The sequence below is a fragment of the Rhizobium sp. S163 genome (genome assembly GCF_030380805.1).
Lineage (GTDB): Bacteria > Pseudomonadota > Alphaproteobacteria > Rhizobiales > Rhizobiaceae > Rhizobium.
The window spans coordinates 561,217-580,697 of sequence record NZ_JAUDSA010000018.1; the positions used below are offsets into that span (position 1 = coordinate 561,217).

At 60.3% G+C, this 19,481-nt stretch carries 23 protein-coding genes; 16 read left to right on the forward strand and 7 right to left on the reverse strand.

Annotation, left to right across the window (positions count from 1 at the left end):
- The first annotated feature begins 92 nt into the window (after positions 1–92).
- Together QTL96_RS18340 and QTL96_RS18345 are read left to right on the forward strand one after the other, a co-directional pair.
- Positions 93–839 (forward strand): helix-turn-helix transcriptional regulator, encoded by a 747-nt coding sequence (locus tag QTL96_RS18340; protein ID WP_018898416.1) that lies wholly within the window; start codon positions 93–95, stop codon positions 837–839.
- A gap of 13 nt (positions 840–852) precedes the next feature.
- A complete protein-coding gene (locus QTL96_RS18345) occupies positions 853–1,602 on the forward strand; it encodes a LuxR C-terminal-related transcriptional regulator (protein ID WP_018898417.1) in 750 nt (249 codons plus the stop codon).
- Positions 1,603–1,612: 10 nt separating this feature from the next.
- Here the strand turns inward: QTL96_RS18345 and QTL96_RS18350 are convergent, their stop codons facing one another.
- The 6 genes from QTL96_RS18350 to motA all read right to left on the reverse strand — a co-directional run bounded on the left by QTL96_RS18350 (position 1,613) and on the right by motA (position 6,782).
- Complete coding sequence (locus QTL96_RS18350; RefSeq protein ID WP_112942786.1) at positions 1,613–2,053, reverse strand: hypothetical protein; 441 nt, start codon at positions 2,051–2,053, stop codon at positions 1,613–1,615.
- Positions 2,054–2,057: 4 nt separating this feature from the next.
- On the reverse strand, positions 2,058–3,137 hold the full coding sequence (gene flhB, locus QTL96_RS18355) for a flagellar biosynthesis protein FlhB (protein WP_289728665.1): 1,080 nt from the start codon (positions 3,135–3,137) through the stop codon (positions 2,058–2,060).
- A 125-nt stretch (positions 3,138–3,262) separates the two neighbouring features.
- On the reverse strand, positions 3,263–4,303 hold the full coding sequence (fliG, locus tag QTL96_RS18360; RefSeq protein ID WP_018898420.1) for a flagellar motor switch protein FliG: 1,041 nt from the start codon (positions 4,301–4,303) through the stop codon (positions 3,263–3,265).
- Positions 4,304–4,332: 29 nt separating this feature from the next.
- Positions 4,333–4,902 carry a flagellar motor switch protein FliN gene (gene fliN, locus QTL96_RS18365; RefSeq protein WP_289728666.1) on the reverse strand — a complete coding sequence of 190 codons (570 nt, stop codon included), beginning with the start codon at positions 4,900–4,902 and terminating at the stop codon, positions 4,333–4,335.
- Between the two features lie 62 nt (positions 4,903–4,964).
- Positions 4,965–5,903, reverse strand: coding sequence for a FliM/FliN family flagellar motor switch protein (locus tag QTL96_RS18370; RefSeq protein WP_112942783.1), 939 nt, complete (start codon positions 5,901–5,903; stop codon positions 4,965–4,967).
- Positions 5,904–5,909: 6 nt separating this feature from the next.
- Entirely contained in the window at positions 5,910–6,782 is an 873-nt protein-coding gene (motA, locus tag QTL96_RS18375) for a flagellar motor stator protein MotA (RefSeq protein ID WP_018898423.1), read from the reverse strand.
- Positions 6,783–7,056: 274 nt separating this feature from the next.
- Here motA and flgF point away from each other — a divergent pair, with 274 nt between their 5' ends.
- From flgF to fliP, 13 genes are all read left to right on the forward strand, one after another.
- Positions 7,057–7,791 carry a flagellar basal-body rod protein FlgF gene (gene flgF / locus QTL96_RS18380; RefSeq protein ID WP_113009914.1) on the forward strand — a complete coding sequence of 245 codons (735 nt, stop codon included), beginning with the start codon at positions 7,057–7,059 and terminating at the stop codon, positions 7,789–7,791.
- A gap of 16 nt (positions 7,792–7,807) precedes the next feature.
- A complete protein-coding gene (gene fliI / locus QTL96_RS18385; protein WP_112942781.1) occupies positions 7,808–9,196 on the forward strand; it encodes a flagellar protein export ATPase FliI in 1,389 nt (462 codons plus the stop codon).
- Between the two features lie 44 nt (positions 9,197–9,240).
- Positions 9,241–9,786, forward strand: coding sequence for a flagellar protein (locus QTL96_RS18390; RefSeq protein ID WP_112942780.1), 546 nt, complete (start codon positions 9,241–9,243; stop codon positions 9,784–9,786).
- Between the two features lie 168 nt (positions 9,787–9,954).
- The gene (gene flgB / locus QTL96_RS18395; protein WP_018898427.1) at positions 9,955–10,347 is read left to right on the forward strand and encodes a flagellar basal body rod protein FlgB; all 393 of its coding nucleotides are present in this window, start codon (positions 9,955–9,957) and stop codon (positions 10,345–10,347) included.
- 4 nt (positions 10,348–10,351) lie between these two features.
- On the forward strand, positions 10,352–10,768 hold the full coding sequence (flgC, locus tag QTL96_RS18400; RefSeq protein ID WP_113009916.1) for a flagellar basal body rod protein FlgC: 417 nt from the start codon (positions 10,352–10,354) through the stop codon (positions 10,766–10,768).
- Positions 10,768–11,094, forward strand: a complete 327-nt coding sequence (locus QTL96_RS18405) for a flagellar hook-basal body complex protein FliE (protein ID WP_113009917.1) — start codon at positions 10,768–10,770, stop codon at positions 11,092–11,094. The genes flgC and QTL96_RS18405 overlap by 1 nt, the downstream gene beginning before the upstream one ends.
- A gap of 20 nt (positions 11,095–11,114) precedes the next feature.
- Positions 11,115–11,903 (forward strand): flagellar basal-body rod protein FlgG, encoded by a 789-nt coding sequence (gene flgG / locus QTL96_RS18410; protein WP_113009918.1) that lies wholly within the window; start codon positions 11,115–11,117, stop codon positions 11,901–11,903.
- A 17-nt stretch (positions 11,904–11,920) separates the two neighbouring features.
- The gene (gene flgA / locus QTL96_RS18415; protein WP_289728667.1) at positions 11,921–12,406 is read left to right on the forward strand and encodes a flagellar basal body P-ring formation chaperone FlgA; all 486 of its coding nucleotides are present in this window, start codon (positions 11,921–11,923) and stop codon (positions 12,404–12,406) included.
- On the forward strand, positions 12,403–13,524 hold the full coding sequence (locus QTL96_RS18420; protein ID WP_289728668.1) for a flagellar basal body P-ring protein FlgI: 1,122 nt from the start codon (positions 12,403–12,405) through the stop codon (positions 13,522–13,524). Before flgA ends, QTL96_RS18420 begins: the two co-directional genes overlap by 4 nt.
- Entirely contained in the window at positions 13,521–14,069 is a 549-nt protein-coding gene (locus QTL96_RS18425; protein ID WP_289728669.1) for a MotE family protein, read from the forward strand. Before QTL96_RS18420 ends, QTL96_RS18425 begins: the two co-directional genes overlap by 4 nt.
- A complete protein-coding gene (gene flgH, locus QTL96_RS18430; RefSeq protein ID WP_289728670.1) occupies positions 14,066–14,782 on the forward strand; it encodes a flagellar basal body L-ring protein FlgH in 717 nt (238 codons plus the stop codon). The genes QTL96_RS18425 and flgH overlap by 4 nt, the downstream gene beginning before the upstream one ends.
- 11 nt (positions 14,783–14,793) lie before the next feature.
- The gene (locus tag QTL96_RS18435; protein ID WP_112942771.1) at positions 14,794–15,303 is read left to right on the forward strand and encodes a flagellar basal body-associated FliL family protein; all 510 of its coding nucleotides are present in this window, start codon (positions 14,794–14,796) and stop codon (positions 15,301–15,303) included.
- Positions 15,300–16,037 carry a flagellar type III secretion system pore protein FliP gene (gene fliP / locus QTL96_RS18440; protein ID WP_018898436.1) on the forward strand — a complete coding sequence of 246 codons (738 nt, stop codon included), beginning with the start codon at positions 15,300–15,302 and terminating at the stop codon, positions 16,035–16,037. The genes QTL96_RS18435 and fliP overlap by 4 nt, the downstream gene beginning before the upstream one ends.
- Before the next feature lie 113 nt (positions 16,038–16,150).
- Here the strand turns inward: fliP and QTL96_RS18445 are convergent, their stop codons facing one another.
- Complete coding sequence (locus tag QTL96_RS18445; protein ID WP_289728671.1) at positions 16,151–18,058, reverse strand: glycosyl transferase; 1,908 nt, start codon at positions 18,056–18,058, stop codon at positions 16,151–16,153.
- A 380-nt stretch (positions 18,059–18,438) separates the two neighbouring features.
- On the opposite strand from QTL96_RS18445, the gene QTL96_RS18450 reads away from it, so the two are divergent.
- A complete protein-coding gene (locus tag QTL96_RS18450; protein ID WP_112942769.1) occupies positions 18,439–19,326 on the forward strand; it encodes a flagellin in 888 nt (295 codons plus the stop codon).
- Positions 19,327–19,481: the final 155 nt, after the last annotated feature.

The window sequence follows — 19,481 nt, forward strand, 5'->3', positions numbered from 1 at the left end:
CTTTTGGATGATTCGCGGAGAAGGTGCATTTCGTTGCTGACAGACGTGATCAAGCTTTTGTCGTGATAAGTTCTCAGCCTCAGGAATTGCCAATGGACATGCATATACTGCAAGCTCTCAAGAGCGAAACGAGGACGGGGAACTTCGTCGGGATTGCTGCGACCAACCTGTCATCGCGCTCGGAACTCATTGCCCAGCTGTGTGAGATAGCGGGCACGGGAAGGTTGCAGCCGGGGCTGCGCATCCTGACCGATTACGTGGGGGCTTCGCACTATCTCCTGGCGCGCGCTGATCTCTTGCAGGAAGCAGGCCTCGATTTCGTGGTCTCGTCTGATTGGCCCTTTGATCTCGTCACCAATCTCGCAGAGGCGTTCGTCGGCGGTTTCGGTCGTGCCACAGAGCTTGAGAAGTGCATGCAGCTCTTCCAGCCGCATTTCGCCGTCTTGCCTGACACGGCTGACGTTCCCGATGGCGCAAGCCGCCAATATTGCTCGCTGATGTTCAATATCGGGCGCTCGCGCCTGGCGCTGATGTTCCTGTTCGATGATGGCTTCATCCTCTCGCAGGAGCGCCTGAGGGATGTCGGACTGCTGACGGCCTATTACACGAGCCTGCTGCAGTACAGCGGCACCAAGTCCGATCGCGACTTCGAACTGACCGATCGCGAACTCGAGTGTCTATTCTGGATCGCCGAAGGCAAGACCAGCGACGAAATCGCGATGATCCTAGGAATCTCGCGAAACACGATCAACAACTACATTACCAGCGTCATGCGCAAGACGGCGACGAAGACTCGTTCCGAAGCCATCGCATTCGCTGTCAGAAATAACCTGGTGTAAGGAGGACGCGCTCATGGCATATGCATCGGGCCGGTCGATCAGCAGCTCCGACACCATCTCGCGCTCCACGCGCGCCAACAGGGTCAGCAGCCGATCCGATCTTTTCCCGCGCCTCGTCGCCATGCAGAAGCTGGCCGATGCGCAGAACTTCGCGGTCTATCGTTTGTCGGGCTCCGGCCTGCCGGCCAAGCAGCGCTTGATCTGCGAGCTGGAGAACTGGGGTTCCGCCAATGCCTCGCTGCACAAGGCCTTTGTCGATGCTTACGGCGATGCGCTGATCGAGCATGTGGAGAAGTCGCTCCTGCCGCTCGCCTGGGCCGGCAGCCATGATCGCAGCTTCCCGGGCGCCATCGGCATGGCGCCGTTCGTCGTGCGGCTTCCAGATGGCCTCGTGCCGTTCTCCGGCCTGGCTTTCCCCGTTCGCCTCGGCGCGATCGGCAATGGCTTTGTCGTCTTCACCGGCGATGATCTCGATCCGCCGAACGACATGGTCGTCGAACTGCACGGCCGCGCCTGCCAGGTGATGATCGACCTGCTCTCGCTCGACGAGCGTCGCGTGGCCGCCGCCGAAGCGCTGAGTGAACGCGAGATCGCCTGCCTGCAGCTCGCCGGCGACGGCCGTATCAGCGAAGAAATCGCCGACAAGCTCGGTCTATCCGTGCACACCGTCAACGCCTATCTCGGCTCGGCGACGATCAAGCTGGATTCGGTCAACCGCATCCAGGCGATCGCCAAGGCAATCCGGCTCGGTTACATTAGCTGAGAAATAATACTTAGCTGGCGAGCGCCTGAAGCGGCGGTACGTTGTAGCGCGCCTGGTTGAGGCTCTGCTCGAGAAACGCCGTGTTTTCGTGCGGATTCGCCGAAGGGTTCTCGAAAGCGATGTGGTTGATCTCGATGCCGGCATGTTCGGCGGCGAGGGTAAGCTGCGCGTATACGGTTACGCCGCGTGGCTTGATCTCGAGGTCGATGACGACCTCCGGTTTGCCACCCCATTCCAGCGTATAGCTGCCGCCATGGCCGAAATTGACGGTGCCGGGATGGAAGAACATCTCGGCGGCCGAGGAAACGAGGTCTGAAAGATTGCCGTAATACTCAAATCGCAGGATCGAAATCAGGTCAGAAGCATCAAGCAACCGCAATTCGGTGGCGACTGGGCTGATTGCTTCGGCAAGAATCTTCTCGCGCTGGGCTGAGTAGGGGCATTTTTTCATTCGTTTATCTTACCCGGTTGTTCTTGGCCTGCGCCGCGTACACCCGATGAATGAGCTCCGCGACGGCCTTGTAGAATACTGACGGGATGACACTATCCACCGAGACTTGCGCAAACATGGAGCGCGCAAGCGGCGGATCTTCGAAAACCGGTATTCCGTTCGTCTCGGCGATCTCTCTGATTTTTAACGCAATTAGGTCCTGGCCCTTGGCAACGACGATAGGCGCGTCGTTTTCCTCGCGCACATAGCGAAGCGCAACGGCGAAGTGGGTCGGGTTGGCGATGACCATGGTCGCACGCGGCACGTTGGCGATCATGCGGCGTCTTGCGCGGTCGCGCATCAGCGCGCGCTGGCGGCCCTTCACGAAGGGGTCACCCTGCGATTGCTTGTTTTCTTCCTTGATTTCGTGACGCGACATCTTCAGTTCGGTGTACCAGTGATAGCGCGTCCAGAAGAAGTCGACGATCGCCACCAGCGCGGTCGCGATCAAAACCACGAGCGTGATCTTCTGCATGGCCGACATCATGCGGGTGAAGATCGTTCGCGGATCTGAGAACAGCGCGTCGATCGACGCGAAGTAGTCGCTGCGCAGCAAGAGCACCATCACGACGCCGACGATGACGATCTTCGTCAGCGATTTGCCGAACTCGATGAGGCCCTGGAGGCTGAAGAGCCGCGACCAGCCCTTGGCGGGCGATATGCGCGACCATTGCGGCCTGATGCGCTCGAGAACCGGCACGGGCAGGTTCTGGCCGATCGAAGCGGCAACGCCGAAGACCATGAAGAGAATCATCGCCGGCGCGAGCAGCTGCGCGCTCACCCAGCCAAGATGGACGAAGAGCGACAGTACGTCAGTGCCGGTGTCGATCTTCCACTGGTCCGGCTGCTCGAAAATATCCTTGAGCGATGCCCCGACGACGCTGAGCCCGTTCGGCAAAAAGAAAATGAGATAGATGTAGGTGGCGAGAACCGTGGCGAAGAGGGGCAGTTCGCGCGAGAAGGGGGTATTACCTTTCTCTGCCGCGTCGCTTTGCTTTTTCGCGGTAGGCGCTTCTGTTTTACTGTCCTTGTCGTCGTCCGCCACGGTCGCGACTCCTACTCAAAAGAAAAGGCCGCGCCAGCGCGCGACCCTTGCTTTTGTAGCCCCCGGAAATGCCACGATCAATCGCGGCGTTCGTCTCGGGCCTATCTGTACACAGTAACAGCGGCTTAGGCGGCAGCTGCCCCTTCGGCTTCGCCTTCCTTGAGCTGGATCTGGCCGGAATTGGCCAGACGAATCGCTTCCTGCGCGATGGCGCGGCGTGCGATTGCGATCTCGCGGGGGTTGATGCCCGTGGTACCGCTCTGCAGGTCGGATTCGATCATGCGACGCTGACGCGGGCTGATCGAGGCGAGAACGGCTTCCTTCATCTCCGAAGAAGAGCCGCGCAGCGCCATGGTTAGGATATCCGCGGAAATGTCGTTCAGCAGCATGACGCGGCTGCGCTGCGGCATGATCATCAGGTCTTCGAACAGGAAGATCTTCGGACGAACCTTGTTGACCGATTCGCGGCTGATCGATTCGAGCGACGTCAGCAAGGTGTCGACCTGCGGCTTGTCCATCTCGTTCATCAGCTCGGCAACCTTCGTCGAGCCGATCGAATTCTTCTCGGCGTCGATCTCGGCGAGCAGCGTCATGACCTGCTTTTCGATGATCTGCGCGGCCTTCGGGCTCACGGATTTCAGGTTAACGGTACGGTTCATGATGTCGGCGCGGCGGCCGTCGGGGATCTGCATCAGCACCTTGGCGCCGAAGGAAGAGGGCATCATGGACAGGATGTAGGCAACCGTCTGCGGGTGTTCGCGCAGCAGGAACTTGCCGATGAAGGCGGGATCGCCTTCGCCCAGCCGGTCCCAGATGGAGGTTTCATAGGCCTGGAACGCCGTGCGGCGGCCAAGCAGGCTGTCGACTTCGTCGGGCGTCAGCCCTTCTTCGAGGATGCTTTCGATCGCCTTGGCGTTGTCCATCAGACCTGCACCTTCGGTGAACAGATCCTCGAACTCGGCCACGAGGCCGAGCAGCTCATCCGGCGGGATCGCGCGCAGAGCCTGCGCGGATCCGATAATCGTCTGCAGTTCGGCCTGCGTGAAATACTTCAACAGTCTGCCAGCAACCCCTTTCCCCATCGCGAGGAGAACGGCCGCTGCTTTCTCAGCCTGGGTCAACGGTTTCTCGGCAAGAGCGCCGCCGAAATCGTCAAAGTCCATCATGGTCTAACCTCTCCGTCCCTACAGCGGGATCAGGCTTTCTTAGTACCTAAAACTTCTATCAGTTTTACGCCAAAACGTGTGTCGTCATTTTCGAGAACGGTGATCTCGCCGCGCGCGATCTTGCGGCCATTCACCATGATTTCGACCGGCTCGCCGATCTTCTTGTCCAGCGCGATCGTCGCCCCTTCATTGAGGTTCATCAGGCCCGAGACCTGCATACGGCTGCTGCCGAGCATGATCTGAACATCGATCGGGATGTCCATGATCAGATCCATGTTCGACTGCATCGCGCTGCCGAGCGGGGCTGCGACGCCAGGGGTCGCCGAGCTGTCGCCAAAATCGGACATGCCGCCGAAGTCCGTGGAGCCGCCGAAATCGCCGCCGCCAAAATCCGTGTCGGTGCCGGTTTCCAGATCGCCGCCAAAGGCCGACAGATCGGTACCGCCGCCAAACGCGTCGAGACCATCGCCGCCGAAATCGGGCATGCCGCCTTCCGCGTCGGTTTTCAGAACGCCACGCAGATCATCGATAGCCTGATCAAGCTCGGCTTCGTTGCCTGGTTGCTCGAGATCCGTGCTCTTTGTTTTTTTCGTCGCCATGAAATCACTATTCCAGTTGAAACTTGCCTCAACCTGCCTTTGGGGGCAGGGGCCGAAATCCGTTAATTCATTAAGTAGCGGATGAGGTCGTCATCCGAGTTGATCGTATCCTTCACCCGGACGGTATAATTCTCGCCCGAGCGTCCCAACTCGCACACGTAAAGCTCTTTGCTGTTGGCGCTGACATCGACGCGGACGTCGCCGCTGTCGAGGAAGGGAATGACGTCGCCAGCGGCGAGCTTGGAGATGGTGCGCAGCGTCAGCTCCTGAAGATGGATCTTCGCTTCCAGTGTCACCTGCGAGCGCCGAACCTGCTCGCTCATCTGCTCGGTCCATTCCGACGAGTTTGCCGATGCGTTCTTGGCGCGCGGCGCGACCACGGTCGTCTTCAACAGCGCTGCCTGGGGAACGATCAGCGAGAATTCCGATGTGATGCCTGACAGCGTGATCGACATGTTGATCGCAGCGGCAAATTCATCCGGCTTGTCGTCGGGAGCCTTCGGCCGCGTCTCGGCGGCGTGCGGAGGCTCAAGGCTAGGCTCGAACCCGCCAGGCGCGTTGACCGCCGAGCGCAGGACGTTGGCGATCTTCTCGAACACGGTGACGGCAAGTTCCAGCTCGATGATCGAGAGCAGGCGATCCGCCGGCTGCTCGACCGTCTCGGGCGATGCGCCAAGCAGATGCTCCATCAGCGTGATGACGAAGCCGTTGCCGCAGGAAAGCGTGAAGTCGGGCGACCAGTTGCGAAGCGATCCGTCGACCAGCGTAACGCTGTCTCCGAGATCGGCGACCAGGTCATGCTTGTAGCCGGCGTGGCAGCCGAGATAGTTGACCTGCACGTCGAGGTCGGTCTCGCTCTTGATGACATCGGGGAGAAACACCCGGTAGACGTCGCCGAACGCGGCACAGAGCTTTTCAACCGTCGCCTTGTCGCCCAGCCGGCCTGTCAGCTTCGCGAGCAGGGCGTCGTCCATGACTGGTTTCTGGAGTTGAGCGTTCATGTCCGTTTAGGCCGCCTTGTTCTCACCACCGGGGTTCATCATTTCCTGCTCGACGGCGTCGATCGAAGGACGCTCGTAGGCCGAGATCGTCTTGCGGCCGTATTCGAGAGCAACCTGTGGAACCGAGCCGTTCATGTAGGCAAGCAGCGTCTGCTTGACGATGACGTAGAGGCGGTGCTGCTTGGAGCGCACGATCTTGATCTGCGAGGTGATCGGCGAGCATACGCAGTAGGACAAGAGAATGCCGAGGAAGGTGCCGACGAGCGCCGAGCCGATCAGGTGACCGAGAACTTCCGGCGAATCGTTGATGTGCGCCATGGCCTTGATGACGCCGAGAACGGCCGCGACAATACCGATTGCCGGGAAGGCGTCGCCCATCGTCTGGATGGCGTGGTAGGGCTTCATCTTGTCGTGAAGGATCGTGTTGATCTCTTCGTCCATCAGCGCTTCGATCTCGTGGCTGCGGGCATTGCCGATGATGATCAGGCGAACGTAGTCACAGATGAACGCCGTGATTTCCTTGTTCTTCAGGATGGTCGGCGCGGACTGGAAGATCGAGGATTCGGCCGGATTGTCGATGTGAGCTTCGATCTCGTTGCGCGACTTCGTGCGCAGGTCGCGCATCAGCGAATAGAGAACGCCAAGCGTATCGAGATAGTTGCGCTCCTTCGGAACCGAATGCTTGAAGGCTTCGCCAAGCGCCTTGCCCGAGTCTTTCACGACCTTCATGGGGTTGGCCATGATGAAGCTGCCGATGCCGGCGCCGCCGATGATGACGAGCTCGAAGGGCTGCCAGAGCGCGTCGATGTGACCGCCCATGGCCATGAAGCTGCCGACGATACAGCCGCAGACAATCACAAATCCGATAATGATATTCATCGCCAGTCCAAACCTGATCGTTATTTTCAACCGAAGGGATAGGAGGGCTGGCTTGCGTGAGGCTGATCCTCGCCTTGACGATCAAGCTTTCCGGCAAGCTTTTTGCCAAGCATTTCAGATGCCAGCTTCGCGCAAGGATTTGCTGACAATCTACAGGTGACGAATGGGCCACCATGCCCATGTCTGAGATGCCGCCTCAGCGGAATCGGGGCCGAACACACTATAAACGCCCAGGTTTCGTAACGTTCATCGCCAATGCCAGGAGCCTACCCCGATGCAATCCGGTCTTTATGTTTCGCTGTCGTCGCAGATGGCACTTATGCGTCGCCTCGACACCATCGCGGACAACCTGGCGAACGTGAACACAACAGGCTTCCGCGGCACCGAGGTCAAGTTCAACCAGCTGATTGGCGATACCGATAACAAGCTCAACGCGAAGATCGCATATGTCTCGCAGGGCAACGACTACCTGTCCGCCGACAATGGTGAAATGAACCACACCGGCAACATGCTCGATTTCGCGATCAAGGGCGATGCCTGGTTCTCTCTCGACACGCCGGCCGGCCGGGTTCTGACCAAGGATGGCCGCTTCACGCTGACCGATAACGGTGAGCTGGTCTCGGTGCGCGGATATCCGGTGCTCGACACCGGCGGCGGGCCGATCATGCTCGACAGAGCCGCTGGCGAGCCGAAGGTCGGCGCCGACGGCATGATCTACCAGAACAATCGGCAGGTCGCCTCGCTGGGCCTCTTCGAGGCTGACATCTCCAAGGGTTATCTGCGCTACGAAAACAGCGGCATCATGACCACCCAGACGCCGACCGCCGTCACCGACCGCTTCAATGTCGGCGTCCAGCAGGGGTATCTCGAAAATTCGAACGTCAACGCGATGCGCGAAATCACCCAGCTGATTGAGGTCAATCGTGCCTTCGAAAGCATGACCTCGCTCACCAAGGACAGCGAATCTTCCTTCGGCGAAGCCATCAAGACGCTTGGTGGCAGCCGCTAAGCGGAAGGTTTGATCCATGGGCAATGAACAGCTGACCGAGGCGGCGCTTTCCAAAAAGCTCACCCATCTCGAAGCGCTTTCCGCACGCTACGCCAATCCCGATTTCATGATCGCACCCGGCGGCCATGTGCAGACGATCGCGACCGGTCACTATACCGTCACGGGCCTCTCGCGCCACCTGCGCTTGGGAGAGTTCGTCGCCCACAAGTCTTCAACGGGCGTGCATCTCGGTGAAGTCGTGCGCGTCGAGCCGGATCTTGCCTATGTCTGCCCCATCGAGCCGGGCGAACCGATCGGCATCCATGACACTGTCATTCGCAAGGGTGCCTTCCGCATCGCGCCGTCTGACAGCTGGTGCGGCCGGACCATCAGCTCGCTCTGCGAGCCGATCGACGGCAAGGGACCCGTTGTCGAGGGACTGAAGCGCCGCTCGATCTCCAACACCGCACCGCCGTCGATGACACGCCAGCGTGTCGAGAAGGGTTTCAAGACCGGTGTGCGCGCGATCGACATCTTCTCGCCGCTGTGCCTCGGCCAGCGCCTCGGTATTTTCGCCGGCTCTGGCGTCGGAAAATCGACTCTGCTCTCCATGCTTGCGCGCGCGGACGCCTTCGACAAGGTCGTGATCGCGCTGGTTGGCGAACGTGGCCGCGAAGTGCGCGAATTCATCGAGGACACGCTCGGCGCCGACATGCAGAAATCGGTCGTGGTGGTCGCGACCAGCGACGAAAGCCCGATGCTGCGCAAGATGGCGCCGCTGACGGCGATCACCATCGCCGAGCATTTCCGCGACCAGGGCGACAACGTGCTCCTGATCGTCGACAGCGTCACGCGTTTCGCCCACGCCATCCGCGAAGTCGCGACCGCCTCCGGCGAGCCGCCGATCGCGCGCGGCTATCCGGCCTCCGTCTTCACCGAACTGCCGCGCCTGCTCGAGCGCGCCGGCCCCGGCCCCGAGGGCACCGGCACCATCACGGCGATCATCTCGATCCTCGTCGATGGCGACAATCACAACGATCCGATCGCCGACTCCACGCGCGGCATTCTCGACGGCCACCTCGTTCTCCAGCGCAGCCTGGCCGACGAGGGCCGCTACCCGCCGATCGATCCGCTTGCCTCGATCTCGCGTCTGGCCCGCAAGGCCTGGACGCCGGATCAGGAGAAGCTGGTCTCGCGCCTCAAGGCGCTCGTTCATCGTTACGAGGAAACCCGCGACCTCCGCCTGATCGGCGGTTACCGACAGGGTGCCGATCCGGACCTCGACATGGCGGTCAAGCAGGTGCCCGTCATTTACGACGTACTGAAGCAATCTCCCGGCGATCAGCCATCCCCGGATTCCTTCGCCGATCTGGCCGGAGCCCTGAAGGCGGCCGCCGGCATCGGCAATCAGCCGGTGCGCAGATAGCCGAATTAGAAGATAGCCGACGCTTGAAGATAGAAAGACCACACGTGACCGATTTCGACGATGACGAAAAGATTCCGCCGCTGAAGCCGCAGGGCCGTCGCAGGTCGACGTTCAACGATCGCGTGCTCACGATCACCGGGCTGCTGCTCGCCGGCGCGTCCGCGATCTTTCCGTGGTACGTCTTCTTCAACGAAAACAAGTTCGGCATCAATGTCGCCGAGGGTGACCGCACGCGCGACCTGCCGAACTGGCCGGCGCGCAATGTCTTCAGCGTTTCACCGCTGGCCATGGCCAACAAGAACCCACCGGAAGTAAAGCCGGAGGTCCCCGTCGATCCGCTGACGACCGCAACGGTCTCCTCCATCGGCAAGGAAGACAACAAGGGCGCGCCCGCCGAAGATCAGCCGTTCCCCGGCAAGTCGGCCTTCCGCCTGCTGCATGTCGCCAATGGCCGCGCGCTGATCGAGGACACATCGGGCATGTACGTCGTTCGCGTGGGCTCGATCCTGCCGGATGAGAGCCGGCTCGCGACGCTGGAACAGCGCGACGGCAAGTGGGTGATCATCACGTCCAAGGGCGAAGTCTACTGACGTAGCCGATTTCGGAAAATGCCGGTTTCCAAGGCTCCTCCGCACCCGCGGTGGAGCCTTTTTCGTCTCCGCCGGTGCCGGCTCGCCCTTATGAAGCAAGAACGCATTCTCCGTAAGTCTGACGCAAGATTACCGACCTAGGTTCACGGCAGTAAAAAGGAGAGTTCCATGCAACCGATTCAACTGTTCGACTTGGCCTCGCGGCAGGCGGAATGGCTGACGATTCGTCAGGAAGTCGTTGCCGGCAACATCGCGAACGCCAACACGCCAAAGTATCGCGCCAAGGACATCACGCCGTTCCAGGCCGTTCTCGACCATTCGGACGTGGCGATGGCGCGGACCAATGCCGCGCATCTGAGCGGCAACGACCTCAGCACCAAGAACGACATCGACATCAAGGATGCCGCTCTGGATGAGGAAATGGGCGTGCAGGAATCGGGCAACACGGTCGGTCTGGCCGAGGAGCTCTCCAAGTCTGGCGAAATCAAGCGCCAGTATGAGCTGAACACCTCGCTGGTGGGGTCTTTCAACCGAATGATGCTTATGACGGTGAAGAGCTAAGATCATGGATCCTTTGTCTGCAGCAATGAAAATCGCTGGTTCGGGTCTCGAGGCGCAATCGACGCGCCTGCGTATCGTGTCCGAAAATATCGCAAACTCGCGCTCCACGGGCGACACGCCCGGCGCTGATCCCTACCGCCGCAAGACGATTACCTTCGGCGAAGCGGTCGATCGCGCCAACGGCGTCACGACAGTCAACGTCAAGAAGCTGGGCGTCGATGAATCGAAGTTCAGCACCGAATTCGACCCCAACAATCCCGCCGCGGACGCCAAGGGCGTGGTCAAGCTTCCCAACGTCAACATGCTGGTCGAAATGGCCGACATGCGCGAAGCCAACCGCTCCTACGACGCCAACCTGCAGACCATCAAGCAGTCCCGCGATCTGATCTCGTCGACCATCGACCTTCTGAAGAGCCAATAATGATTAACAGCGTAAACAGCCTCAGCTCCCTGTCGATCACGCGCGATCTGAGCGGCGTCGATCTCGGCAAGTCCCAGGCCTCGTCGTCGGCGCAGAGCGCCACCAACGATGCCAGCTTCGCATCCGTCCTCGGCAACGCGGCCACCAACGCCGTCAATTCCATCAAGGGCGCTGAAAACATGTCCTTCGAAGGCATCAAGGGCACCGCGACGACGCGTGAAGTCGTCGATGCCGTGATGCAGGCGCAGCAGACCCTTCAGACCGCCATTGCTATTCGAGACAAGGTCGTTTCGGCCTTTCTCGAAGTAACCAAGATGCAGATGTAGTTGATTTTAAGGATTGAGCCATGAGAGCGCTTGCCATTGCAGCAACGGGCATGGATGCCCAGCAGACCAACCTTGAGGTCATCGCGAACAACATCGCGAACATCAACACCACAGGCTTCAAGCGCGCCCGCGCCGAGTTCACGGATCTGCTCTACCAGACAGAACGCGCGCAGGGCGTCTCCAACCGCGCCAACCAGGCGATCGTGCCCGAGGGTGCGAACATCGGTCTCGGTGTCCAGACGTCTGCCGTTCGCAACCTGCACATCCAGGGCGAACTCGCACAGACCGGCAATGACCTCGACGTGGCGCTGATCGGCCGTGGCTTCTTCCAGATCCAGGCGCCCGACGGCACGACGCTCTACACCCGCGCCGGCGCGTTCAACAAGAACGAGACTGGCCAGATCGTCACCGTCGACGGCTACACCGTCGCGCCGAACATCACCATTCCGGTCGGTTCGACGCAGCTTACCATCAGCCGCTCTGGCGAAGTCACCGCAGTTCTGCCGGGCCAGACAACGCCCACGACTCTCGGACAGATGCAGATCGCTGACTTCGTCAACGAAGCGGGCCTGAAGCCACTCGGCGACAACCTTTTCCAGGAAACGCCGGCTTCCGGCCAGCCGGTCGTCGGCACGCCTGACGATCCGGGCTACGGCTATCTGAAGCAGAGCTACCTGGAATCGTCCAACGTCGACCCGGTGAAGGAAATCACCGAGCTGATCTCGGCCCAGCGCGCTTACGAAATGAACTCGAAAGTCATCACCACCGCCGACGAAATGGCCTCCATCGTCAGCAAGAACCTGAAGTAACAGGGAAGGGCCGAAACATGACGTTTTGCCGGGTAGAACATCTTCGTGGATGGGCGAAAGCCGCACTCGTTGCGGCAATGACCCTTGCGGCGCCGATGGCTTTTGCCGCCGCCGACATGGGTTACGCGGTAATTCCGACCACCATCATCTATCCCGGCGAAACGATCTCCAGCGCCCAGCTGCAGGAAGTCGAAGTCACCAATCCCAACCTGCAGGGCGATTACGCCAAGTCCATTCATGAGGTGGACGGCATGATCTCCAAGCGCACCCTGCTTCCCGGCCAGTCGATTTCCGTCTCGGCGCTGCGCGAACCCTATACTGTGACGCGCGGTTCTTCGATCCGCCTGGTCTTTACGGTTGGCGCGATGGCGATCTCGGCCGCCGGCTCTCCGCTTGAAGACGGCATGACCGGCCAGATGGTCCGTGTCCGCAACATGGACTCCGGCGTCATCGTCAGCGGCACCGTGCTCGCGAACGGCACCATACACGTGGCTGCAAAATGAAGATCCTATTCCGCCTTTTCATCGCACTTGCAATGCTCGCGCCAAACGTCCTGGCTGTCACGCCGGCGTTGGCAATGAGCTCGCGTATCAAGGATATCGCCTCGCTGCAGGCGGGCCGAGACAACCAGCTTATCGGCTACGGCCTCATCGTCGGCCTCCAGGGGACCGGGGATGGCTTCCGTTCATCGCCCTTCACCGAGCAGTCGATGCGCGCGATGCTGCAGAACCTCGGCATCTCCACGCAGGGTGGCCAGTCTAACGCCAAGAACACTGCGGCCGTCATGGTCACCGCCAACCTGCCGCCGTTCGCAAGCCCCGGCAGCCGGCTCGACGTCAACGTCAGCTCGCTGGGTGATGCCACGTCGCTGCGCGGCGGAACGCTGATCATGACCTCGCTGTCGGGCGCCGACGGCCAGATTTACGCCGTTGCCCAGGGCTCCGTGGTTGTCTCCGGCTTCACGGCGCAGGGTCAGGCCGCAACCGTTACCGAAGGCGTGACGACGGCCGGTCGCGTCCCGAGCGGTGCCATCATCGAACGTGAGCTTCCGTCGCGCTTCAAGGATTCGATCAATCTCGTCCTGCAGCTGCGCAATCCGGATTTCTCGACCGCCGTTCGCATCGCCGATGTCGTCAATGGCTACGCCCGCGCGCGTTTCGGCGGCCCGGTTGCCGAGCCGAAGGACGCGCAGGAAGTCATCGTCCAGAAGCCTCGCGAAGCGGATCTGACGCGCCTGATGGCGGATATCGAAAATCTCGCCGTCGAAACCGATACGCCGGCCAAGGTCGTCATCAACGAGCGGACGGGCACAATCGTCATCGGCGCCGACGTCCGCGTCTCACCGGTCGCCGTCAGCTATGGCACGCTCACCGTGCAGGTCACCGAGACGCCGCAGGTCATTCAGCCGGAACCCTTCTCGCGCGGCGTCACAGCCGTCCAGCCGCAGACGGATATCCAGGCTCAGCAGACGGGTGGCAATGTGGCCCTGCTCGACGGACCTGACCTGAAGACGCTGGTGGCCGGCCTCAATAACATCGGGGTCAAGCCCGATGGCATCATCGCCATCCTCCAGGGCATCAAATCGGCCGGTGCGCTGCAAGCGGAGCTTGTCCTGCAATGACGAAGATCTCTATTGCAAACATGACGGTTGCGGAACTGGCGAAGCGCCTGGTTCTGCCCACAGCCGCTATCGTCATGCTGACTATCCCCGGCGCCTTTGCGCAGGAAGCGCGCACCTCGGCGGGCGGGGAGCTGACGTCTGAGGAAGAAATCAAGCAGTTCTGCAGCAACATCGCCGAGCCCGCGCGCGACCAGCGCTATCTGCTGCAGAAGCAGGAGCTCGATAAGCTCCGGGCCGACGTCGACAGCCGCATGGCCGAAATGACCAAGCGCCGCGACGAGTATCAGGACTGGCTGAAGCGTCGCAACGACTTCCTGAAGCAGGCCGAGGCCGGACTGACCGATATCTACAAGAAGATGAAGCCGGACGCCGCGGCGCAGCAGCTTCAGGAAGTGAAGATCGAAGTGGCGGCCGCCGTGATCATGCGGCTGAACGCCACCCAGTCGAGCTTGATCCTGAACGAGATGGACCCGCAGAAGGCTGCGGTCATCGCCAACATCATCGCCAGCGCGTCCGATCCCAATACGTCGAAGGACCCCTCATGAAGAAGCGTTTCCCGGTCGCGATTGCCGCTGTAGCCATTCTGGCCGGCTGCCAATCCCCGCAGGCGATCAACGAGATCGGCCGTGCGCCTGCCATGAGCCCGATCGGCAGCGGTCTCGCCTATGGCCAGACACAGCAGATGTCGATGTATCCGAAGCAGCCGCGCCAGGTCGCCCAGGGCTATTCGCTGTGGAGCGATTCCAAGGCCGCGCTGTTCAAGGACGCCCGCGCACTCAACGTCGGCGACATCCTGACCGTCAACATCTCGATTAACGACAAGGGCTCGTTCGAAAACAACAGCAAGCGCAGTCGCGAGGACAGCAGCGGGTTGAACTGGGACGCGCAGGCCAACATCCTCGGCTGGAACCCGTCGTCGAAAACCGACGTCACCTATGGTTCCGACACGAGCACGGACGGCAAGGGCAAGATCGAACGTACCGACAAGTTGAACCTGATGGTCGCCGCAGTCGTTACCGGTATCCTCGAAAACGGCAACCTTGTCGTCAGCGGTTCGCAGGAAGTGCGCCTGAACCAGGAACTGCGTATCTTGAACGTCGCCGGTATCGTGCGTCCGCAGGACGTGACCGCCGACAACGAAATCTCCTACGACAGGATCGCCGAAGCGCGCATCTCTTATGGTGGCCGTGGTCGCCTCATGGAAGTGCAGCAGCCCCCGCGCGGCCAGCAGGCCGTCGATATCCTCTCGCCACTCTAAGGTCCGGCAAAATGGCAGACGCAGAAGGCACCGAGGGCCAGCCGAAGAAGAAGTCGGCGATGATGATGACGATCATCGGCCTCGCCGTCCTGACACTCCTTGGCGGCGGCGGTGGTTGGGTCGTCGGCGGCATGATCGCGCCCAGCGTGAAATCCGCGAAAGAGGCGGAGCAGCCCGCCGAGGCGGCCGAGAAGGCGAAGGCCGGCGAGACCGGGCTCCAGAAGATCTCGACGGAAGCCAACAACGTCGTTCAGCTTGAGCCGATCACCTCGAACCTCGCCTATCCCTCCGAGAACTGGGTGCGCCTCGAAGTGGCGCTGCTCTTCTCCGGCCCACCGGATGTGAAGCTCGCCGAGGATATCCACCAGGATATCATGGCCTATATCCGGACCGTTTCGCTGCAGCAGATCGAGGGCCCGCGCGGCTTCGAATATCTTAGGGATGACATCCAGGAGCGTGTTGACCTTCGGGCGCAGGGACGCGTATCGAAAGTCATGTTCAGGACCTTCGTCATCGAATGATTCGATTCCTAGTGATCTTGGCTGCCATGATGGCGGTCCCGGAGCTGGCGCATGCGCAGCAGCTCCCGTCGAACCTGCTCAACCTGCCGGTGGACGGTTCGGTTGCGGCATGGATCATCCGCACTTTCGGTCTTTTGACCGTTCTGTCGGTCGCGCCCGGCATCCTCATCATGGTGACGAGCTTTCCGCGCTTCGTCATCGCCTTCTCCATTCTGCGCACCGGCCTCGGCCTCGCCTCCACCCCCTCGAACATGATCCTCTTGTCGCTGTCGCTGTTCATGACCTTCTATGTCATGCAGCCGACCTTCGATCAGGCATGGCGGGATGGCGTTCAGCCGCTCTTGGCGAACCAGATCAACGAGCAGCAGGCTGTCGAACGCATCGCCGAACCGTTCCGTACCTTCATGACCCGCAACACCCGCGACAAGGATCTGGCGCTCTTCGTCGATCTCGCTCGTGAGCGCGGCCAGACGGTCGATACCGGCGCTACGATCGACTACCGCGTGCTCGTTCCCGCGTTCATGATCTCGGAAATCCGGCGCGGCTTCGAAATCGGCTTCCTGGTCGTCCTTCCCTTCCTCGTCATCGACCTGATCGTCGCGACCATCACCATGGCCATGGGCATGATGATGCTGCCGCCGACATCGATCTCACTGCCGTTCAAGATCCTGTTCTTCGTCCTGATCGACGGCTGGAATCTGCTCGTCGGCAGTCTGGTTCGATCCTTCAACTGACACGCTATACACGGACGACACCGTCCAGGCTTTCAAGACAAAAGGCCGGCGATCAGATCGCCGGCCTTTTGTTTCGGTGTCTATGAAAGATCGCGAACCTGTTGGGGCCCGGATCAGAACGGTGTGGTTCTGGCGGGCAGGGCGGGTACGTCGAGATGGTCGGGCTCAAGTCCCTCTTTCGCGCGGGCGACCGTCATCTCGTAGGCTGTCTCTAGGTGACGGCAGAAGCGCTCCGCGTCGAACAGCGGCTTGATCATCTTGTTGTCGTCGATCGTCTGCTTGAACGCGGCGATCCGCTCGGGGTTCTCGTAGAGCGCGACCGCCATGTCTTCGTAGGCCTGCGCGTCATCAGCCACCAGCTCGGGCAGCCCTATCGCGTTCAGCAGGCTCTCGGTCACGCGCGAGGCGAAATTGGTGCCCTTCAGCGTCAGCACAGGCAAGCCACCCCAGAGCTGCTCCGACGTCGTGGTGTGGCCGTTGTACGGCCAGGTGTCGAGCGCAAGATCGGCCGCCTGCTGCCTGTCGATGTGGCTGCGATAATCCGCATGCCCACAGAAGACGAGACGCTTGGCGGGAATTCCCCGGCTTTTGAAATATTCGCGGAGATTGGCCTCCGTCTGCTTCGAGACGGCCATCATCCACAGCACGCTGTTCGGCGCGCGGCGAAGCACGTTGCACCAGACGTCGACCGTCTCCGGCGTGATCTTACGGCTGGCATTGAACGATGCGAAAACGAATTTGTCGTCGGGCAGGCCGAATTCACCGCGATCCACGAAGCCGGGCGTCGGCCGGTGGAAGGGATCGTTCGGCTGGTAGGTGTCCGGCAAACGGATGAATTTTTCGTGATAATGCGGGCGCGAGGAATCGGGCAGAACGAACCGGTCGCCGATGATGTAGTCGACATCGGTGTTCGTCGCGCTGCCCGGAAAGCCGAGCCAGGAAATCTGGATCGGCGCGGGGCCCTTGTTCAGAACGTGATAGCGCGTTTCGAATGTCGGGCCCTTGAGATCGACGAGAATATCGATCCCATCGGCCCGCATCCGCTCGGCCATCGCCGCGTCGGATAGATCACCCACCTCGACGACCCGACCCCAGAGGCTTCGGTCGAAGGTGTTGTGCTCGAGGTTCGAAGCGCGCGAATGGCAATAGAGCGTGATCTCGAAACGCTCACTGTCGTGGAGCTCCAGAACACGGCCCATCAGCTTCATGGTCGCGTGCTGCTCGAAGAGGTCGTTGGAGAGATAGCCGACCCGAATCTTGTCCGCCCACTGATGCGGTCGCGTCCGTCGTGCGTTTGTCTGCTCGACGGTCACGGCATTGTTCATGCTCGAGGTCAGGCGATTCAGCGCTTCGTCGCCACACCACTGGAGATTATAAAATTCGCTCTCATGGTGCAGGAACGCGGTCTGGCCATTGGCGATCAACTCGTCGATGATCTGTTTGTGCAGCTTGATGCTGGTGAGATCGCTGACATGCCGGGCGAACATCAGATAGAGGAAACGCAGCGGCACCAGCTTGGGGAAGCGCTTGAACAGGTTGCGGATCAGGAGTGCCTGGGTTTCGTCGCTCGGGTCGTTCTTCAGCAATCGGATCGCAAGCAGCGTGTGATCGCTGTTGCTGCTTTCGGCGAGCACCTTGACGAAAGGGCTGAGCAGCTCGTCTTGTCCGCGCTTCTTGTAGATGGAGGCCAGCGCGTAAGCCAGCTCGGCATCGAGGCTGTGGTTCAGCATGTGCCGCAGGCCGAGCCTGATTGCCTCGTCTTCGTTACCGACCTCGAAATAAAGCAGCGCTGCCTTGCGGGAAAATTCCGATCCGCTTTGTCCCGCCTTCTCGCCGGCCACGGCAAATGCCATCGCCGCATCGGCCTTCATTCCCAGCTGCGACAGGGTACGGGCCAGCAAGGCGTAGGTCTTCGCGTCCTGCTGTGTCTCGAGTAACGCATTCAGCGTCTCCAGCGACTTGGTATAGCGCCCGCTTTGATAGTCTTTTGACGCTGCGGAAAACGAAACCACACGATTCACGGTCAAACCTCGTTCAGTTCTTTACGCGGCAAACATCGGGTCCCGCGGGTATGTTCGCCACGGACCCAATGAGGCCATTATGGCGCAGAATGACACGTGAACCTTGCCTGAGGCAGGAAACAGTAACCGTCTCCACTGAGGTCGAAAATGACGTTCGTCTGTTTAAGCTCTCCTTTAACGACTAGTTAACCATTTGTATTCGTTTGAGAAACGGGAGAGGGTCATTAATTAGTCCGCAAGGTTTTGCTGCGAAAGTCATCCTCGACATGACGGGTTTGGTCCCAATGCAGAATGACCAAGTGGCATGAAGCCGAACCGTCATTGCCGGTACATAAGTCCGGTAATGTCCTCCATTGGTATCGAATTTCGGGGACGGATCCATGACAAGCATTAACACCAACAACTCCGCAATGGCAGCTCTTCAGACGCTGCGTAACGTCAACAACAACCTTTCGTCCACGCAGAGCGCTGTGTCGTCCGGTCTTCGCGTTGGCAAGGCTTCTGACAACGCTGCTTACTGGTCGATCGCAACGACCATGAAGTCTGACAACGGCGCTCTTTCGGCTGTTTCCGACGCACTCGGCATGGGTGCAGCAAAGATCGACACGGCTTACACCGCCGTTCAGAGCTCGATCGACGTCGTAACCGAAATCAAGGCCAAGCTTGTTGCCGCAACGGAAGACGGCGTCGACAAGGGCAAGATCAACGACGAAATCAAGCAGCTCCAGCAGCAGCTGACGAGCATTTCCGCTTCGGCTTCGTTCAACGGCGAAAACTGGGTTTCCAGCTCCGGCGCTGGCAAGACCATGTCGGTCGTTTCGTCCTTCATCCGCACCGCAGGCGGCGTCAGCGTATCGACGGCCGGCTACACCTCGACGGCAGACGACCTGCTGTTCGCTGGCGGCGCTGGTATCCTCGATCGTGACGGCAGCGGCACGGTCAGCGCGTCGATCTCTGAATTCTCGATCAGCTCGTCCAACACCAAGGGCGACATCGACAGCCTGATCACCGACGCGGAAACTGCCCTGAAGGGCATGACCTCGCTCGGCTCCAAGCTCGGTTCGCTCCAGAAGGGCATCGACCTGCAGAGCGACTTCGTTTCGAAGCTCAGCGACTCGATCGACTCCGGCGTTGGCCGTCTGGTCGATGCAGACATGGAAGAAGAGTCCAGCAAGCTTTCGGCACTGCAGACCCAGCAGCAGCTGGCGATCCAGTCGCTGTCGATCGCTAACTCCTCTTCGCAGAACATCCTGTCGCTCTTCCGTTAATAGCGGAAAACGCAAGAAATCTGACATCAGTGCGGCCGGGCTTTCCCGGCCGCATTTTTTTATTGCCCCCGTGGTTTCTGCTAAGTGTCGGGTATTTCTTAAATTTCTTCCCGACGAGTTTAGTGTTTCTTAACCATGTTGCGGTCATATGGGCT

What these genes read in the sequence shown, in the direction of transcription:
- QTL96_RS18340 (WP_018898416.1), top strand. Translation starts at nt 93, where the DNA reads ATGGACATGCATATACTGCAAGCTCTCAAGAGCGAAACGAGGACGGGG.
- QTL96_RS18345 (WP_018898417.1), top strand. Translation starts at nt 853, where the DNA reads ATGGCATATGCATCGGGCCGGTCGATCAGCAGCTCCGACACCATCTCG.
- QTL96_RS18350 (WP_112942786.1), bottom strand. Translation starts at nt 2,053, where the DNA reads ATGAAAAAATGCCCCTACTCAGCCCAGCGCGAGAAGATTCTTGCCGAA.
- fliG (WP_018898420.1), bottom strand. Translation starts at nt 4,303, where the DNA reads ATGATGGACTTTGACGATTTCGGCGGCGCTCTTGCCGAGAAACCGTTG.
- fliN (WP_289728666.1), bottom strand. Translation starts at nt 4,902, where the DNA reads ATGGCGACGAAAAAAACAAAGAGCACGGATCTCGAGCAACCAGGCAAC.
- QTL96_RS18370 (WP_112942783.1), bottom strand. Translation starts at nt 5,903, where the DNA reads ATGAACGCTCAACTCCAGAAACCAGTCATGGACGACGCCCTGCTCGCG.
- motA (WP_018898423.1), bottom strand. Translation starts at nt 6,782, where the DNA reads ATGAATATCATTATCGGATTTGTGATTGTCTGCGGCTGTATCGTCGGC.
- flgF (WP_113009914.1), top strand. Translation starts at nt 7,057, where the DNA reads ATGCAATCCGGTCTTTATGTTTCGCTGTCGTCGCAGATGGCACTTATG.
- fliI (WP_112942781.1), top strand. Translation starts at nt 7,808, where the DNA reads ATGGGCAATGAACAGCTGACCGAGGCGGCGCTTTCCAAAAAGCTCACC.
- flgB (WP_018898427.1), top strand. Translation starts at nt 9,955, where the DNA reads ATGCAACCGATTCAACTGTTCGACTTGGCCTCGCGGCAGGCGGAATGG.
- flgC (WP_113009916.1), top strand. Translation starts at nt 10,352, where the DNA reads ATGGATCCTTTGTCTGCAGCAATGAAAATCGCTGGTTCGGGTCTCGAG.
- QTL96_RS18405 (WP_113009917.1), top strand. Translation starts at nt 10,768, where the DNA reads ATGATTAACAGCGTAAACAGCCTCAGCTCCCTGTCGATCACGCGCGAT.
- flgG (WP_113009918.1), top strand. Translation starts at nt 11,115, where the DNA reads ATGAGAGCGCTTGCCATTGCAGCAACGGGCATGGATGCCCAGCAGACC.
- flgA (WP_289728667.1), top strand. Translation starts at nt 11,921, where the DNA reads ATGACGTTTTGCCGGGTAGAACATCTTCGTGGATGGGCGAAAGCCGCA.
- QTL96_RS18420 (WP_289728668.1), top strand. Translation starts at nt 12,403, where the DNA reads ATGAAGATCCTATTCCGCCTTTTCATCGCACTTGCAATGCTCGCGCCA.
- QTL96_RS18425 (WP_289728669.1), top strand. Translation starts at nt 13,521, where the DNA reads ATGACGAAGATCTCTATTGCAAACATGACGGTTGCGGAACTGGCGAAG.
- flgH (WP_289728670.1), top strand. Translation starts at nt 14,066, where the DNA reads ATGAAGAAGCGTTTCCCGGTCGCGATTGCCGCTGTAGCCATTCTGGCC.
- QTL96_RS18435 (WP_112942771.1), top strand. Translation starts at nt 14,794, where the DNA reads ATGGCAGACGCAGAAGGCACCGAGGGCCAGCCGAAGAAGAAGTCGGCG.
- fliP (WP_018898436.1), top strand. Translation starts at nt 15,300, where the DNA reads ATGATTCGATTCCTAGTGATCTTGGCTGCCATGATGGCGGTCCCGGAG.
- QTL96_RS18450 (WP_112942769.1), top strand. Translation starts at nt 18,439, where the DNA reads ATGACAAGCATTAACACCAACAACTCCGCAATGGCAGCTCTTCAGACG.